Source organism: Streptomyces sp. NPDC022552 (genome assembly GCF_055561875.1).
Window position 1 is genome coordinate 91,549 of the sequence record NZ_JBVHGJ010000018.1, and the last position, 14,946, is coordinate 106,494.

The following is a 14,946-nucleotide window of genomic DNA, read 5'->3' on the forward strand; positions in this document are numbered from 1 at the left end:
GCGCGTCAGACAGCTCGCCAGATGTTGTCGAAGGCCGCCTGTTCGACGTCCCGGCGCTGCCGTACGGCCGCCAGCTCCAGCTCCGCGTCGCCGACGGCGGCCAGCACCGCCTCCACGCCCTCCGGGAGGTCGGCGGAGTCGGCGGTGTCCGCTGCGGACTCGTCGTGGTCTCCGATGGCCGCCGCGAGAGCGGTGAGTACGGGCTCCCGCGCTGTCAGGCGGTCGGCCGCGCGGTGGCGCGCGGCCGAATCGACGAGTTCCGGCTCGCCCTCTGCCTTGAACGGCGTCCAGCGGCTGCGCTGCCGCGTGAGGAGCCCCTCCGCCTCCAGCGCCGTCAGATAGGCCGCGGCCAGGTCACGGCCGCGCCGCCAGAGCCAGTCGTCCACCGTTTCGTACGGCTCCTCCCGTACCAGCGCCGACGCGGCGGCCTGCAACAGCGCGTCCTCGGGTACGCGCTCGTCGGCCGGCACGATGTGATCGCCGTCCAGGGCGACGGCCCGGGCGGTGATCAGATCGATCAACTCGGCTCCCGCGAGCGCGAGGGACAGCTCACCTCGGTCCACCGTGCGACCGGATGCCGCGTCCAGAGCGGTGAACAGTATGTCGCGCGGTGTGGTCATGGGTCAGCTCCTGTTGTCGGCGGGCGAGAACCGGGGCGGCCGGCGCGGCGTCCACGCACTCACCCCTTCCCGCCGGCGGCGAGTCGCACGAGATCGGTTCTGAAGTCTACGTCCGCGGTGCTGCGTTCGGCGCGTGTGACGTTGCCGCCGAACTGGTGGTCGTGGCCGGTCCGGGCGTGGTCGGTGTACCGCCGCGGCCGTGCGAGCGGGGCGGTCGTGCGCGGCATCCGGAAAAACTTCGGCCGGAGGTGAATCCTCTCCGGACCTTCCCGCCTCCTATCTCTGTACCGGCCGAACGGGCCGGCAGAACCAGGAGGAAACACGATGATGGTGACGGGCCTCGTAGTGATCGGAGTCCTGCTCGTGGGCGCGTGCAGCTGGCACCTGATGCGGCGCTACAAGAGCCGCACCTGACCAGCACCTGCCCACGGGCCCTTCCGGAGATGAGCACCATGCCCCCACGCTTCACCTGGCCGGACGAGCGGCTGATCAAGGCCGCTCAGGACGGCGACGTCACCTCGCTCACCACCGTCGTCATGGAATCGCAGCCTCATGTGCGCAAGTTCGCCAGGGCGCTGTGTGCCTCGCCGCAGGACGCGGAGGACGCGGCGCAGGAGGCGCTGATCATCCTCTACCGGAAGATCGGCACCCTGCGGGCCACCGGCGCTCTCGCCTCGTGGATGTTCCGGATCGTGCGCAACGAATGCCTCCGGCAGGTACGGCTGTTCGTCTCGCGGGGCGACGGGGCGTCAACCGAGGGGGACCTGTCCGCGGAGCCGTCCGCCGAGGAGGCGGTGCTGCACCGGCTGGAGGTGGAGCGGCTCGCGGCCGCGGTCAGCGCCCTTCCGCGTGACCAACGGCAGGTCCTGATCATGCGGGATGTCCAGGGGCTGCCCGGCAAGACCGTCGCGCGTTCGCTCGGTCTGAGCGACGCCGCGATGAAATCGCGGCTGCACAGGGCGCGTGCGGCACTGCGTCAGTCACTGGCAGCAACCGACCACGCCATCGACCCATCAGCCGGAGGGGACTCACCACCGTGACCGAGACCATCGAGAGCACCGAGACCACCACCGTGAAGCCGTCGCACTCCGCGGCGCCCGAGAGGGACTTCGCCAGCAAGTCCGTCCCACGCCACCTGGCGCGCGGCGCCATCGGCTTCGGTCTGATCATCTGCTCGGTCGCCCTGGTACCCGTCGTCGGCCCGGCCAATCTGCTGGCGGCACCGTTGGCACTGATCGCCTTCCGGGGCTGCCCCACCTGCTGGATGGTCGGCCTGGCGCAGACCGTCTCCCGTGGCCGGCTGGAGCGCCAGTGCGTGGACGGCGTCTGCTCGCTCACCAAGGCCCCTGCCCGCCTCCTCACCCCACCCGAAAGGTGATGGTCAGAGGTCGCAGGCCCGGCCGGTTCGTCGTGCGCAGCACCGCCTCGCCCTGGCCGGCGGCGCGGACGTCCCAGGCCCGGAAGCCCGGGTCGGTCTCGTACTCGACCGGTACGAGGACGATCGCTGTGCCGTCGACGGCGGGGGCGGCCTCCCGCCAACGGCCGGAGAGGTGCAGTTGGGTGGTGCCGCCGCGGCGGAGGGCGAAGGTGCGGCCTGCGTCCTCCTGGGTGAGCACGCCCGGGGCAGCCGGCACCGGTGTGCCGGTCGTCTTCTCGGGAGCGGGGGTGGGGGTGGACGCGGACGTCGCCGTACGGGTCGGCGCGGGCGGACGGTCCGGCGGGGAGGCGTCGTCGGTGCAGGCGGCCGCCGCCACCCCCAGGAGCAGGGCGGCGGCGGCGCGCGGCAGGAGCGTCGCCCTTGTCATACCAGCGGGATGTTGATGCAGGTCAGAACAGCCGCCTGGGCCGAGAGCTGCTGCCGGGTGGCATGAGGGTCGAGGCGTACCTTCTCGGCCTTCTGCACGGCCTCCAGGAAGGGGGTGTCCGGCTTCAAGTCGCTGTCGGTGTCGACGAGTTCGTTCGCTTCGAAGGCGCCGTTGGCGAAGTTCAGCCATGCGGCGAGCAGTTGGCGGTCGAGGGAGCGCTTCGGGTCCAGCGACAGGTTCAGGAAGAGCACGTCCGCGGCCTTGCCCTGGGTGGAGACGTCGACCTTCTCGGAGAACACCGCGCTCGCGTGCTGGACGATCTTCAGATAGCAGTCCAGCGTCGCCTTGCCGAGCCCCGTGAGGTCGCCCGTCAGGTATTTGACGTACCAGAGGTCGGCGAGCAGGGACAGCGGCGCGTTGCCCTGGACGATGACCGGCATCCGGTCGGTCCCCGTACCACCGTCGTCGTCACGTGCCGTGAAGGACAGGTCGTACAGGCAGGGCTTCGTGTACGTGTGGGGCCGGGCGTCCGTCAGGTCGCGCGGCTGGACGCTGGGGCTCCGGGCGGGGTCGGGGTCGGGCGGGTTGACCAGCGAGGTGGTCGTGGTGACCGGTGTGCCGTCGCCCCACGCCCAGCTCATGGTCTCGTCGTCGCTGCCGGGGTCCGTGACCCGGGCGGTGTAGCGCGTCTCCTCGCCCGCGTGGACGACGAGTGTCCGGCCACCCGCGAGCGGCACGGCACGGGCCTTGTCGACGGCGACGGTCGGGTCGGTGTTGGCGACGGTGATCGCGGCCTCGCGGCAGGTCGTGGTGTCGTCGTCGCTGCCGCAGACCTTCACGGTGAAGGTGCCGTCGTCTCCGAAGACGAGTTCGCGGGTGAAGGTGAGGGTGGCGTCGGGACGGTTGTTCTCCAGCTGTCCGGGCAAGGGGACGGGCGTGCCGTCGCCGGGATCGATGGTGGCGGTGAGCGGGTCGAGCCAGCCCGGGTCGGTGACCGTCCCGGCGACGGTGAGCTTGCCGCCCTCCTCACGCGGGCCTTGGACGGTGAAGGTCACCGCCGGCGCCACGTTGCCGACGGTCACGGTCGCCGTGTCGGTGTCCGCCCCCGCGGCGTTGCCGACGCGCAGGCCGACGGTGTACGTACCGTCCTGGCCGACGCGGTCGAAGAGCGGGCTGACACCGGTCGCGTCGTCGTACGCGCCGTCGCCGTCGAAGTCCCAGCTGTAGCTGCCGCCGCCTCCGGGGACGGCGGAGCCGCTAGCGTCGAGCCGTACGTCGGCGCCTTCCTTGGTCGTGTACGGCCCGCCCGCGTCGGCGGCGGGCCGGCAGCTCGCGGGGTGGTCGATCGCCGGAACGGCCTGCGTCTGGCTCGGCGAGGTGGCGCTCGCGCCCATGCCGCGACGCGCGAACACGCCCCACAGCAGGCACTGGTTGGCGCCGCCGTGGTTGGCCCGGTCGGCGGCGAGGATGCCGTCACGGGCGTCCAGGAAGTCCGGTGTGGAAGGCGTCTGCTTCATGCCGTCGACCATCAGCTGCTCGTGGCGCTGCTTTCCGGTGGCGTAGCCGTACGCGCCGACGAGCGCCGTGCGCATGTCCCACATGGTGGTGGCCCAGATCTCGCCGTCGGCGTGCACCTGGCAGCTGCCGTCGTCGCAGAGGTCGGCATAGGTCAGGTCACTGTTGTCGTACGCGACCCGGCGTACGCCGGTGGCCCGGCCGTTGTTGTACTCGCCGTACACCGGGTCGTTCCACATCGAGGTGGCCACCGCGTCGCCCCAGCCCTCGCCGAGCGCGCCGGTCTGCGCACCGTTGCCCAGGTCGCCGCCGCCGACGAGCCGGTGGGACAGGCCGTGGCTGTACTCATGGGCGATGGTGTCGCCGTTCATGGCCCGGTGCATGTTGTGGTTGTTGCAGGAGGCCCGTCCGACGAAGAGCCGCATCGTCGGGTTCTGGCCGTCGTCGGGGGTGCCGAAGTTCGCGTTGCAGGCGGAGTCGCCACTGGCGTCGAAGTCGACGTAGACCTGGACGCGGTCGCTGCCCGCGCCGCCGTTGCCGAGGTTGTCCTCCTGGAAGTTGCCCGACGCCTCGTCGAAGCCGAGCGCGAAGAGATGGTCGTGCATACGGTTGGCGTAGTAGAAGGCCTGGGTGACGACCGCGTCCCGGTCGGTGGTGAGATCGGTGCCGCCGCTGGTGCGGAACGCGTCCGTGAAGGTGTGGTCGAAGTGCTGGTAGGCCGGGTCTCCGGCGGCCGGTGTCTGGGGCTGGTAGCCGAGCGTCCCCTGGCCGTCGACGTCCTGGGAGACTTCGGCGTTGTTGCCCGTGGTGACCCTGCCGGTGACCCAGGAGCGGCCGAGGCCGCTGAAGGGGACGGTCGTCGCGCTGCCGAGGGTGGGGTTCTGGTCGGTGAAGACCCGGCCCTCGGGGCCCTCGTTGCTGGTGAGGTCGGTGCGCAGGAGGACGGCACCGTTCCCGGCGTCGACGACGGTGTCGTACAGGTGGTGGTTGTCGGCGGTGAGCGTGGTCCGCCAGGCCGGGCGGGCGGTGCCGTCGGCGAGCGGGAAGGTGACCCGGGTGGCGGTCGCGGTCGCGGCGCCGTCGGTGTCGGTGTTGCCGGCGGCGGTGGTGGACGGCGTGTCGCTGCCGACGGAGGCCGCGGCCCGGTCCAGCGCGGCGCTCTTGTCGAGGGCCACCGGCCCGGTGGCGCGGGCGCCCGGGACGAGGCTGCCGGTGACGGTGAGGATACGGCCGGCCGAGTCGACGGCCACCGAGAGGCGAGCCCCGTGGACCGGGACGCCCCGGTCGCTCTGGCCGACGAAGACATGCCGTACGCCGTTGTGCCCGGTGCGGTACGACCGGACGACGGAGAGGGCGTCCAGGTCGGCGGCGGAGAGACCGTAGAGGTCCGCGTGGCCGCGTATGTGGTCAAGCGCGAGGGTGCGCGGGTCGGTGGTGCTGGTGGCGGTGAGCGCGTTGCGGCCCTGCGGAGTGACGAGCCTCGGCGTGCCGAACCGGCTCCAGCGGATCGCCGTGCCGTCGAGTTCCTGTGCGGCGCGCAGCTGACCGGCCGTGGGTTCGACGCGCTTGTCACCGCGTACGTCGACGTCCGGGTACGGCAGATCCGTCTGTTCCTGGGTCGGCCTTGCCTGATTTCCGCGTGGCTCTTCGGCTGTGGCGGCCGACGGCGTCGACGCGACCGCCGGCAGTGCGAGCATGAGCGCTCCGATGAGCAGTGATCGTGCACGCGTCGATAAGCGTGTGGGTGGCATCGCTCTTTCCCCCGTCCGTCGGCTTCCTGACTCGGACCGGGGCCACGGTATGTGCACATGACAAGTCAGCGGAAGGGTGCATGCCGCCCGCGCCGCCGGTCGAGTCCGTCCGACGGGGGCATCCGACGGGGGCGCCCTACGGGGGCATCCAGCTCGGCCGGGGCGGGGCGCGCATGCCCCGACCCCCGAACACGGTGTGTGGTCAGGTCAGTTCGTACGGCCCTCCCACGCCCGCGTGAACAGCGTGGGCAACGGGGCGGAGGGCACCGCGGCCATGTGGCTCGTCGACCGGTGCTCCCTGGCCAGCGGCAACAGTCCGAGCTTGGCCACCTCGACCGGGAGGCGCGGCGGCTTCCGCTCCTGCCAGGCGCCCGGCACGAAGAGGGAACGGCCCGCCCGCGGCCTGCCGGCGCGCAGCACTCGGCCCGACGCACCCAGTTCGGCCTCGGCCGCCTTGAAGCGGGCGGGCTTCCACCCGGTCCACGCCTTGACGTTGCGGTCCGTCGGGTCCGGCAGGGCGAGCAGCATCAGATGGAGCGCCGCGGCGTCCTCGCTCAGTCCGAACTCCTTGGCGCACTCCTCGACGAGATGCGGCACGGAGCGCGTGGGGTCCTGCTCCCAGCCCTGAAGGCGCTCGCCGTCGGCGGCGAGGTGCTCGCCGAGCGCGGCGAAGTCGTCGCTCAGCAGCAGCCGAAGGTCCGCGAGTGCGGGCAGCCCGGAGGGGCTGGGCAGCCACTGGGAGGGCAGTACGGAGTCGAGATACGCCTCCAGGCTCTCCAGCAGCGGATCGTCGGGCCCCTTCAGCGCGGCGGGATCCACGCACAGGTGCCGCATGTCGTGCGTCGCGTCGGCCACCTCGGTCACCGCCGGATGAGCGGTGAGCGCCTCGGTGGAAGGAGGCGGCCCCATCAGGTAGTTGCTCTGCAAGGAGAAGAGCCTGAGGGGCTCGGTGACCGTGGCCCGCTCCTCGCACAGCCTGGCGATCGCCGCGCCGACCGCGCAGCGGATCGGATCGCCGGCCGGGGTGCGGTAGGCGATCCAGGCAGCGATCCTGGGAAGGGCCAGCAGCTGGGGTTCTCCCACCAGGCCCGCACCATGGTGGTCCAGGCAGTGCGCACCCATGGCGACGCGGCCCAGCAGGGCGGGCAGCCGCAGATGGGGCCACCACGTGGGGTTCCCCTGGAGCAGCTCCCGGGACAGGGCCGCCTCACCCTTGGGCGGGAGCGTCTCCTTGGTCGCGAGGGGCAGAAGTGCGGTGGGCACGGGCAGGGGGCTGCCCAGCTCGTCGTGCCACCACGCGGCGGCGCGGTCCACGTCGGGCCCGGTGGTCCACAGCTGCTCGGGGTCGTCGGGGAGGAGCTTGTCGTAGAACGTGGCGATGAACTGGGGGTCGAGCACGGATGTCAGTGCGTCCACCGCCTGATCCGCCTCACTCCACCGGATCTTCCAGGCCTCCACGTCGGCGGAGGGGTGACGGGACAGGTAGTTGTCCGTCGTCAACTGGTGCGGCGCGCAGGAGACGTGTGCCATCAGCAGCACGGTGGCCTCGGCCCGGGAGAGGCCCAACCGCTCGGCGAAGGCTTCGGCGAGCTCCGGACGGACCGGTGCAGGGCCGTGCTCGCGGTACAGCACGACGAATCGCGCGAACCAGTCGGCCGGCCGCGCCGGCTCAAGCACTTCCGCATGCGTGAGCGTCACACCGGCGGAAGCCAGCGGGCCGTCCTCGGCGAAGGAGCCCTCGGGGGCGTACTCCCACAGGATCCGCAGGGGCTTGGTCCCTCCCCCGGCCAGTACGAAGGTGACGGACGTCGCCGTCCGGTAGACCTTCCCCTCGGCGAGGGCCTGGATGTCTGTACGGTCCTCGGGCGCCTCGCAGCGGAGGAATCGCCAGCGGCCCGGTTCACCGGACACAACGGGGTGGTCGGCGTACGTCAGCAGCGACCGTGCGGCCGAGCTGCCCGGCCTGGAGGAGACGGCACACAGGGCGAGTGGCACGGCGAAGGCGTGCGCCGACCGGAACAGGTCGTAGCGGAAAGCGCCGTCGAACGCGGTGGTGGCCTGCCGGAGATCACCTCCCCAGACGGCAGTCCCTCGCGTCGCAAGACGCACCATCCGGCGGCCGATCCCGGTGAAGGGCTCTTCCCGCTCGGCATCGGAGGCCCGCGTCGCGTCGTCCGCGTCGGGGGTGAAGCGGCGGACGAGCCGCTCAAGCCCGGCCCGGCAGTTGACGGCCATGACCACGGAACGGGCGGCGAGACTGCTGATCGGTTCGCCCAGCTGCGGCAGCGCTTCCAGGATCGGTCCGCGATTGGGGCCCCGGACTCCCTCCCGGTCGACGCCGTAGGGCTGGAGCCTGCCCAGCACCTCCTCCACCTGCGCACGCGAGACGGTGTCGGGCAGCTCGGCCATCAGCAGCGGTACGACGTCCACCGCCGCGAACTCCGCAGCGGCGTCCGCGTCCTTGAGGAGCAGGTCCACCGCAACGCCCACGTGGACGAAACGGCCGAGCAGGAGCACCAGCTCCTCGAAGTCGACCCCGGCACGGAGCTTCGCCCGCTCGCGGTCGCACCAGGCACGGATCTCCTCGTGCCCGATCGGGTTGTCGAACAGCTCAGGGATCTTCTCCCAGCCCTTGGTCTCGTGCGGCTGGTACCAACTGTTGCTCGCCAGGGCCTTGGTGGTCATCTCCAGATCTGTGCGCACCCGTGCGCGCAGCTCGCGGGCGAAGCGCTCGTCCGCCTGGAGATGCTCCAACTTCGGCCGGCGGCCGAGCATGAGGTCGTACAGCTGTGACGGGCCGAGGAGCTCCGGCGGATCGGCGACGGGCGCGCCGTGCTCCAGCAGGAGGTCGATCAGGTCGAGAGGGGTCCGCGCGTCGCCTCGATCGCCGAATGTCCGGTAGTGGAACTCCACCGGGACACCGTCGGCCGCCAGCCGCGGCGCGATCTCCTCGGCGAGCTCGTACATGACGGGCCAGAGGCCGTTCCGGTGGCTGTTCGTCCGGACGCAGTCGGAGAACCAGACGGCGGCCTCACCCGCGGGCAGCCCCTCGGCCTCACCGGTGAGCCGTGCCAGCGCACCGGTGCGCTCCAGCAACGCCCGCCACAGTGTGGCGCTGCCGCCGAAGTGCCTCGGACGCAGCTTCAGCACCTGGTGGACCGCCGTGGAGGCGTGTTCGCCCAGGAGGTCCATGGCCCGGCCCTTGAGGCAGTCGGTCCAGAACTTGTCGTCGGACAGGGAGACACCGCCGACGGCGAACATCTCGCCGAGCAGTGTGGCCAGTTCCCTGTCGGGCTCGAGGCCGGCCGCCTTGGCGATCTTGCGGACGTCGACGGCCAGCTGCGGGTACACCTCGGACGACGCCTGGACGCGTCGGATCGCCACCCTGCGGAAGCGGTCGAGGTCTGCCTCGGTCGCCACCCCTTTGACCGCCAGTTCGCCGGCCCAGGCACGCAGGACCGTGACCGAGAGGGCTTCGCCGTCCGCGTATGCGAGGTAGCGGCCGAGCAGCCACTCCTTGTCGACCTTGCGCGCCTGTACGCGCTCGGCCTTGCGGGCCCTCCCGAACCAGGCGCCGGCCGCCACCGGGTCACTGCGCCGCAGGGCGTAGTCGGCCATCTCGTCGAGCAGAGTCATCAGCAGGGCGGGAGCCGACTCGTCCATGCCATGGAGGACCTGGTCGATGTCCGTCTTGAAGACATAGCGCCACTCGAGCGTGCATGACTTCAGAGCGAGGATCGTTGCGGTCGCCAGTTCCTCAGAGCCCGGATGGGCGGCGATGACCCGCTCGGGAAACGGCAGAGCGCCGTCGGACGGATCCGGTATGCCGGTGGAGAAGAAGCCGTCCGGCTCCCAGTGCTCCTGGCGCATCATGCGGTCGCGATACGGGATGAGTTGCTCGGGGAGCAGCTGGGTCAGTGTGAGGCCGTCGAAGCCCGTGTACGTGCGGGCCCACAGGCCGCCGTCGCCCAGCCCTTCGGTGAGGTCGACCTGCTCGACCTCCAGCGCCTCCCGCCACAGCGGATCGGCATCGGCCAGTGCACGCGGCACGCCCGCCCCCGTCGTCGCCCAGGCGCGCGCCTGCCGACGGCACTCCTCACGCTGCTCCCGCAGATGCTTCCGCGCCTCCATCAGCGCGACGATCCCCGGAGCGCCGGCGATGGGACCGGGAAACTCCTTCAGCTTCCGCCCCCGTGGATTGCGGTAGACGACGTCCAGATCGTCCGTCAGTTCTGCTGTATAGCCGTTCTTTTCGACACGCGTGCCCATGTGTCCGTCTCCCCGTGGTGCTCATCGACGACCACACGCTACGCGGTACCACTGACATCGCCGCAGGCTCGTCGGCCGGTGAACGCCGAGGAGGGCGGGCCCGGCAGCGCCGGGGCGCGCCTTCCCGCCCGCGCGAACGCCGGTGCGTGCGCCCCGGCGCACCACCACCCGTGAGTACCACCGCCCGAACAGTCGTGGCTTTTCGTTTCTGCCGTCACGTTCGAGTGCACCGCCGGTCCGGCGACTCGGCCCGCTCCCAGCGGATCGAATCTGTCTCGCACTCAAGGAGCCCACCCTCGCGGTCGACTTCTCCGCGGAGATCTCGGGTGACACGGGTGTGGAGGGATGCGTCGGCGTCATCGCCAAGAGCATCATGACGAACGCGGCCTTCCTCGGGGAGAAGGTGTTCGCGGGCGTGGCCCGCAACGAGGACACCGGGGACTTCGAGCTGTACGTGACCAAGCCCTACCTGGAGAACGGCATGTTCGTGGTCCACTTCCGCAAGTCGTCGTGACGGACGGCTGACGGTTGGGCGCCCTGACCTGCGAACGCCCCTGAGGACGGAGCCCGGGGCTGGGTCAGGTCAGGTCGGCCAGGTCAGGTCCCGTCGGTCAGGTCAGCCGAACCAGACGACCAGGCGGACGTTCTCGTCGCCGTACTCGGCCGCCAGCCCACGCATCGAGGCCCACACCGGCGCCCAATCGCCGTCCGGCGGAACGATCATCCCGGCCGTGAGGACCACCGGACGGTACACCGCGCCGTGCAGACGCATCTCGCCGCCCGGCGGCCATTCGGAAGGGAAGAGGTCCTCGCCGAAGAGCTCCTCCGCCGCGTCGAGCACCTCGAGCGGCGCCCAGGGCACGTCGTGCAGGGCGAGCTCGCCGTCCTGCCCCGGTCGCCACTCGCCCACACGGCTCCCGTGGGGGCGGTCGCAGAGCGGCGCGCCCCAGTCGACCGCCGCGATCTCGGCCCAGGTCGCGTACGAGTGGCTGTGGTTCAATTCGTCGTACTCCTTGGGCACCTCGTCGCAGGCGTCCTCCGGCCACCCCCGCCCGTCGAACAGTGGCCGGTCCACCCCGAGGGCCCCGCCGTACCCGAAGAGGCACTCGCGTGCGGTCCGCGCCTTCCCGAGTTCGAAGTCGAGCAGATCGACCTCCATCTCCCATGCCCCGCCCGCCGTACGGACCTCGATCAGTCCGTCGATGTACGTCCCCATGGACGCCGATGCTAAGGGGGTCACGTCGGTCGACCCGCACGGGTCCCCGCGGCGCCGCCCCCTCAGTGGGCGTGGGCCTCGCCCGGGGTCCGCGGGGGTTGTGGTGTGCCCGCGTGGTGGGTTCCGTGGCCGTCGTGGCCCGGGATCGTGCCGTCCGGTTTGGCCACCAGGAAGAGACCGGCCATGCCCATGTCGGAGTGGCTCTGGACGTGGCAGTGGTACATCCAGGCACCCGCCCCCACGTGCTCGCCCGCGATGATCTGGAAGCCGAACGAGTCCGCGGGGCCGGTGATCTTGTTGTCGATGACCCGGCTCACGTCGTCCGGGCCGGCGAGCAGCCCCGTGCGGTTGTCGGCCCAGCGATGACCGTGCACGTGGAACGTGTGGTAGTACTCGCCGTGCGTGATCATGATGATCTCCACCCGGTCGCCCACCGTGGCGGAGAAGTTGGGCGGGTCGGCCGCCGGCCGGTTGTTGATCGTCATGTCGTTGAAGACGATCGTGAACTGCTTGTCCGGGAGGATGTCGCCCTTGCGGCGCACCACCAGGCCGCCGTAGAGGCCTTTGCGGATGCCTCCGGTGCCGTGGTCCGTGCCCACCACGTGGTCGTGGTAGTGCCAGTACCCGGCGCTGCCGGGGCGCCACGAGCCGTCGGGGCGGCGGCCGGGGGCATGGGTACGCCAGGTGTACGTGCGGCCGGCGCCCGGTTCGACGTGGCTGCGGCTCATCCTCGTACCGTCGTTGTCGATGTCGTAGTCGACACCGTGCGGGTGCAGGCTCACCGGGACGTCCATCAGGTTCTCGAACTCGATGTGGAGCGTGTCGCCCTCGTTGAGCTCGATCAGCGGGCCGGGCACGGTGGCCTTGCCCTTCTCCAGGCCGTACCCCATCCGCCCGTCGGCCAACTTCTCGGCGAACAGCTTGAGATGGCGTATCTGCCCGCCTGCCGGGGCAGTTCTCAGTGTGGCTGCCGTGCCGGATGTGGCGCTTGAGGCGGAGGCGAGCGACAACGATGTCACGCCCGTCGCGGCGACGGCCCCGCCTGCGAGCAGGCGACGGTTGAAGCTGCGTCTGTCCATGTCGAACTCTCCGCTTCTCGGTGGAGATTGACGGGGTGAAGGCCCCCTGGGGACGGCCCACACGGTAGCGGGACGACTCTCGTTTCTCCACACCCAGGACAAAGTTCGTCCTGTTGTGGTCATAGGTATTGGCGAACCGCGCAAAGGGGTCTAGCTTCAACGGCTGTCGTTGTGACCTCAGAGGGATGGGTGACCCATGAAGCGCACACCACATCACCAATCGAGATCAAGAACGGGCTTGGCGGTGGCGGCACTTGGGGCAGCGGCCCTCACCGCATCCCTGCTCGGCGGAGACCCCGCCTCGGCCAGACCGTATCCGGATCCCCCGTCGACCACCGCTGCGACAACGTTGTCGCTCCCGTCTCCGCCCGGCGGTGCGAACGTACGCGTGCTCGTCTTCCACGGCTCGGCGACCGCCGAGCCGCCGACGGTCGACGCGGGCATCGCGGCCGTCGAGAGCATCGGGCTGACCGGTCCGGCCGCCGGACGCTTCCGCACCGAGGCCACCGACGACCCGGCCGTCTTCACGGATGCAAGGCGGCTCGGCCGGTTCAACGCCGTGGTGTTCCTGACCGGGGGCGGAGATGTGCTCGACCCGGAGCAGGAGGCCGGCCTGGAGGCCTACATGGAGGCGGGCGGCGGATTCGTCGGCGTCCACGAGGCGGCCCGCACCGAGCCGTACTCCACCTGGTTCACCGGCCTGGTCGGCGCCCGGCCCACCGGCGCCCCGAGCGCCACGCAGCGCGCGGTGGTGGAGGTCGGCGACCGACAGCATCCGGCCACCACGTCCCTTCCGCTGGAGTGGAAACGGCCCGACAAGTGGTTCAACTGGGACCGCAACCCGTCCGGCACCGTGCACACCGTGGCGCGGGTCCGCGAGTCCTCGTTCCAGCCCGTGGCCAAGCCGAACGGCTGGGACCACCCGGTGTCCTGGTGCCGTGACTACGACGGCGGGCGGTCCTTCTACACCGCCATGGGCGGCACCGTCGACAGTTACGCCGAGACGGACTTCCGCGAGCATCTGCGCGGCGCGATCGCCTGGACCGCCAGGATCTCCCAGGCGGACTGCAAGGCGACCATCGACGCCAACTACACCGCCGAACGCGTCACCAAGCCCAATCAGCCCGGCCAGAACGACCAGATCGGCGAGCCGCACGGCCTGGTCGCCGCTCCCGACGGGCGCATCCTGTACATCGGCCGCGGCGGCGCCGATTCCAGCGTTCCGGTGGTCACCGACTGGAACAACCCGGACATCGGCAAGGGTAGCGGCGAGATCCACGTCTACGACCCGAAGACCGAGCAGGTCACCAGGGCGGGCGCACTCACCGTGTTCGGCAACAAGGGTGGCGGCGACGAACTGGTCAAGAACGAGGAAGGGTTGCTCGGCATCGAGCTCGACCCCGACTTCTTGACCAACGGCTGGGTGTACCTGCACTACACACCGCACTCCCGGATCGACCGCGACGCGCACATGGGCGAGCGCCGGGTCTCCCGCTTCACCCTCGACCCGGCGACGAACAAGCTCGACCTGGCAAGCGAGAAGGTGCTGCTGAGCTGGCCGGTCCAGATCCACAGCTGCTGCCACGCGGGCGGCGGGATGGCCTGGGACTCCAAGGGCAACCTCTACATCGCCACCGGCGACACCAACTCCTCAGGATCCAGTGGTGGTTACTCGGGCAACAACCCCGCCCCGAACTTCCGGGGCGTCTCCTTCGCGGACGCGCGCCGCACCGCCGGCAACACCAACAACCTCAACGGCAAGATCCTGCGGATCCACCCCGAGGACGACGGCACCTACACCCTCCCCGAAGGCAATCTCTTCACCGGTGAGGAGACCGACGAGGGCGGCGGCAAGACGCGTGGCGAGATCTACGTGATGGGCGTACGCAACCCGGCACGCATCTCCGTCGACAGGAAGACCGACATCCTCTACGCGGGCTGGGTCGGCCCCGACGCGGGCGCGCCGTCGACGATCTGGGGACCGGCCAAGTACGACACGTTCGCCGCGATCACCAAGGCGGGGAACCATGGCTGGCCGTACTGCATGGGCAACAAGCAGCCCTACCGGGACCGCGGCCCGACCGATCCGAGCAAGCCGCTCGGCTGGTACGACTGCAACGCGCCGAAGAACGAGTCGCCGAACAACGACGGTCTCGTGAACCTGCCGCCGGTCACGTCGAACACCATCTGGTACTCGCCCCAGGGCGGCGGCGTCGACTACCCGAGGGACGCGAACGGCGTCCCGAGCTACAAGCAGGAGGAGCAGAAGCTGCTGCTCCCCTGGCTCAAGGGCGGCGGGCAGGCCACCATGAACGGTCCGCTCTACCGCTACGACGCGGCGAGCGACTCGGCCGTGAAATGGCCGTCGTACTGGGACGGCAAGTGGTTCGTCGGGGACTTCTACGACGGGGAGCAGCCGCGGCACGCCGTGCTGACCGACCCGAGGACCGTGGGCAAGGGCGGCCTGCCCGTGCACGCCGAGTCCTTGAAGAAGATCATCCCGGTCGGGCAGGGCGGTATCCGCAACCTGATGGACTGGAAGTTCGCCCCGGACGGTTCGCTGTACGTCCTCGACTACGGGCGGGGCTTCTTCACCTCGCACCCCGACTCCGCGCTGTGGCGCGTGACCTACAAGGGCGGCGGGGCCACCCCGGCCGCGGACCAACTGGCACGGAAGGCGGCGCGGTGATC

The 14,946-nt window shown here is 70.7% G+C and carries 11 protein-coding genes; 4 read left to right on the forward strand and 7 right to left on the reverse strand.

Annotated features, from left to right (window positions below; translation table 11 throughout):
- Positions 1–5: 5 nt before the first annotated feature.
- Entirely contained in the window at positions 6–620 is a 615-nt protein-coding gene (locus ACZ3OF_RS32810) for a GOLPH3/VPS74 family protein (RefSeq protein WP_361679204.1), read from the reverse strand.
- 59 nt (positions 621–679) lie between these two features.
- Positions 680–847 carry a hypothetical protein gene (locus ACZ3OF_RS32815; RefSeq protein ID WP_361679201.1) on the reverse strand — a complete coding sequence of 56 codons (168 nt, stop codon included), beginning with the start codon at positions 845–847 and terminating at the stop codon, positions 680–682.
- A gap of 225 nt (positions 848–1,072) precedes the next feature.
- Here ACZ3OF_RS32815 and ACZ3OF_RS32820 point away from each other — a divergent pair, with 225 nt between their 5' ends.
- Positions 1,073–1,660, forward strand: a complete 588-nt coding sequence (locus tag ACZ3OF_RS32820) for an RNA polymerase sigma factor (RefSeq protein WP_361679376.1) — start codon at positions 1,073–1,075, stop codon at positions 1,658–1,660.
- Positions 1,657–1,998 (forward strand): hypothetical protein, encoded by a 342-nt coding sequence (locus ACZ3OF_RS32825; protein ID WP_467308458.1) that lies wholly within the window; start codon positions 1,657–1,659, stop codon positions 1,996–1,998. Before ACZ3OF_RS32820 ends, ACZ3OF_RS32825 begins: the two co-directional genes overlap by 4 nt.
- On the opposite strand, the gene ACZ3OF_RS32830 is transcribed toward ACZ3OF_RS32825, so the two are convergent.
- The 3 genes from ACZ3OF_RS32830 to ACZ3OF_RS32840 form a co-directional block, all read right to left on the reverse strand.
- Positions 1,979–2,425 carry a hypothetical protein gene (locus ACZ3OF_RS32830; protein ID WP_467308459.1) on the reverse strand — a complete coding sequence of 149 codons (447 nt, stop codon included), beginning with the start codon at positions 2,423–2,425 and terminating at the stop codon, positions 1,979–1,981. The genes ACZ3OF_RS32825 and ACZ3OF_RS32830 overlap by 20 nt on opposite strands.
- Positions 2,422–5,637, reverse strand: coding sequence for a M36 family metallopeptidase (locus ACZ3OF_RS32835; protein ID WP_467308460.1), 3,216 nt, complete (start codon positions 5,635–5,637; stop codon positions 2,422–2,424). The genes ACZ3OF_RS32830 and ACZ3OF_RS32835 overlap by 4 nt, the downstream gene beginning before the upstream one ends.
- A gap of 261 nt (positions 5,638–5,898) precedes the next feature.
- Complete coding sequence (locus tag ACZ3OF_RS32840; RefSeq protein WP_467308462.1) at positions 5,899–9,960, reverse strand: hypothetical protein; 4,062 nt, start codon at positions 9,958–9,960, stop codon at positions 5,899–5,901.
- Positions 9,961–10,297: 337 nt separating this feature from the next.
- Between ACZ3OF_RS32840 and ACZ3OF_RS32845 the strand changes: the two genes are divergently transcribed.
- Entirely contained in the window at positions 10,298–10,474 is a 177-nt protein-coding gene (locus ACZ3OF_RS32845; protein ID WP_361679189.1) for a hypothetical protein, read from the forward strand.
- A 102-nt stretch (positions 10,475–10,576) separates the two neighbouring features.
- On the opposite strand, the gene ACZ3OF_RS32850 is transcribed toward ACZ3OF_RS32845, so the two are convergent.
- Together ACZ3OF_RS32850 and ACZ3OF_RS32855 are read right to left on the reverse strand one after the other, a co-directional pair.
- The gene (locus ACZ3OF_RS32850) at positions 10,577–11,176 is read right to left on the reverse strand and encodes a hypothetical protein (protein WP_467308465.1); all 600 of its coding nucleotides are present in this window, start codon (positions 11,174–11,176) and stop codon (positions 10,577–10,579) included.
- 62 nt (positions 11,177–11,238) lie between these two features.
- The gene (locus tag ACZ3OF_RS32855; protein ID WP_361679183.1) at positions 11,239–12,255 is read right to left on the reverse strand and encodes a multicopper oxidase domain-containing protein; all 1,017 of its coding nucleotides are present in this window, start codon (positions 12,253–12,255) and stop codon (positions 11,239–11,241) included.
- 196 nt (positions 12,256–12,451) lie between these two features.
- Here ACZ3OF_RS32855 and ACZ3OF_RS32860 point away from each other — a divergent pair, with 196 nt between their 5' ends.
- A complete protein-coding gene (locus ACZ3OF_RS32860; RefSeq protein WP_361679180.1) occupies positions 12,452–14,944 on the forward strand; it encodes a ThuA domain-containing protein in 2,493 nt (830 codons plus the stop codon).
- Positions 14,945–14,946: the final 2 nt, after the last annotated feature.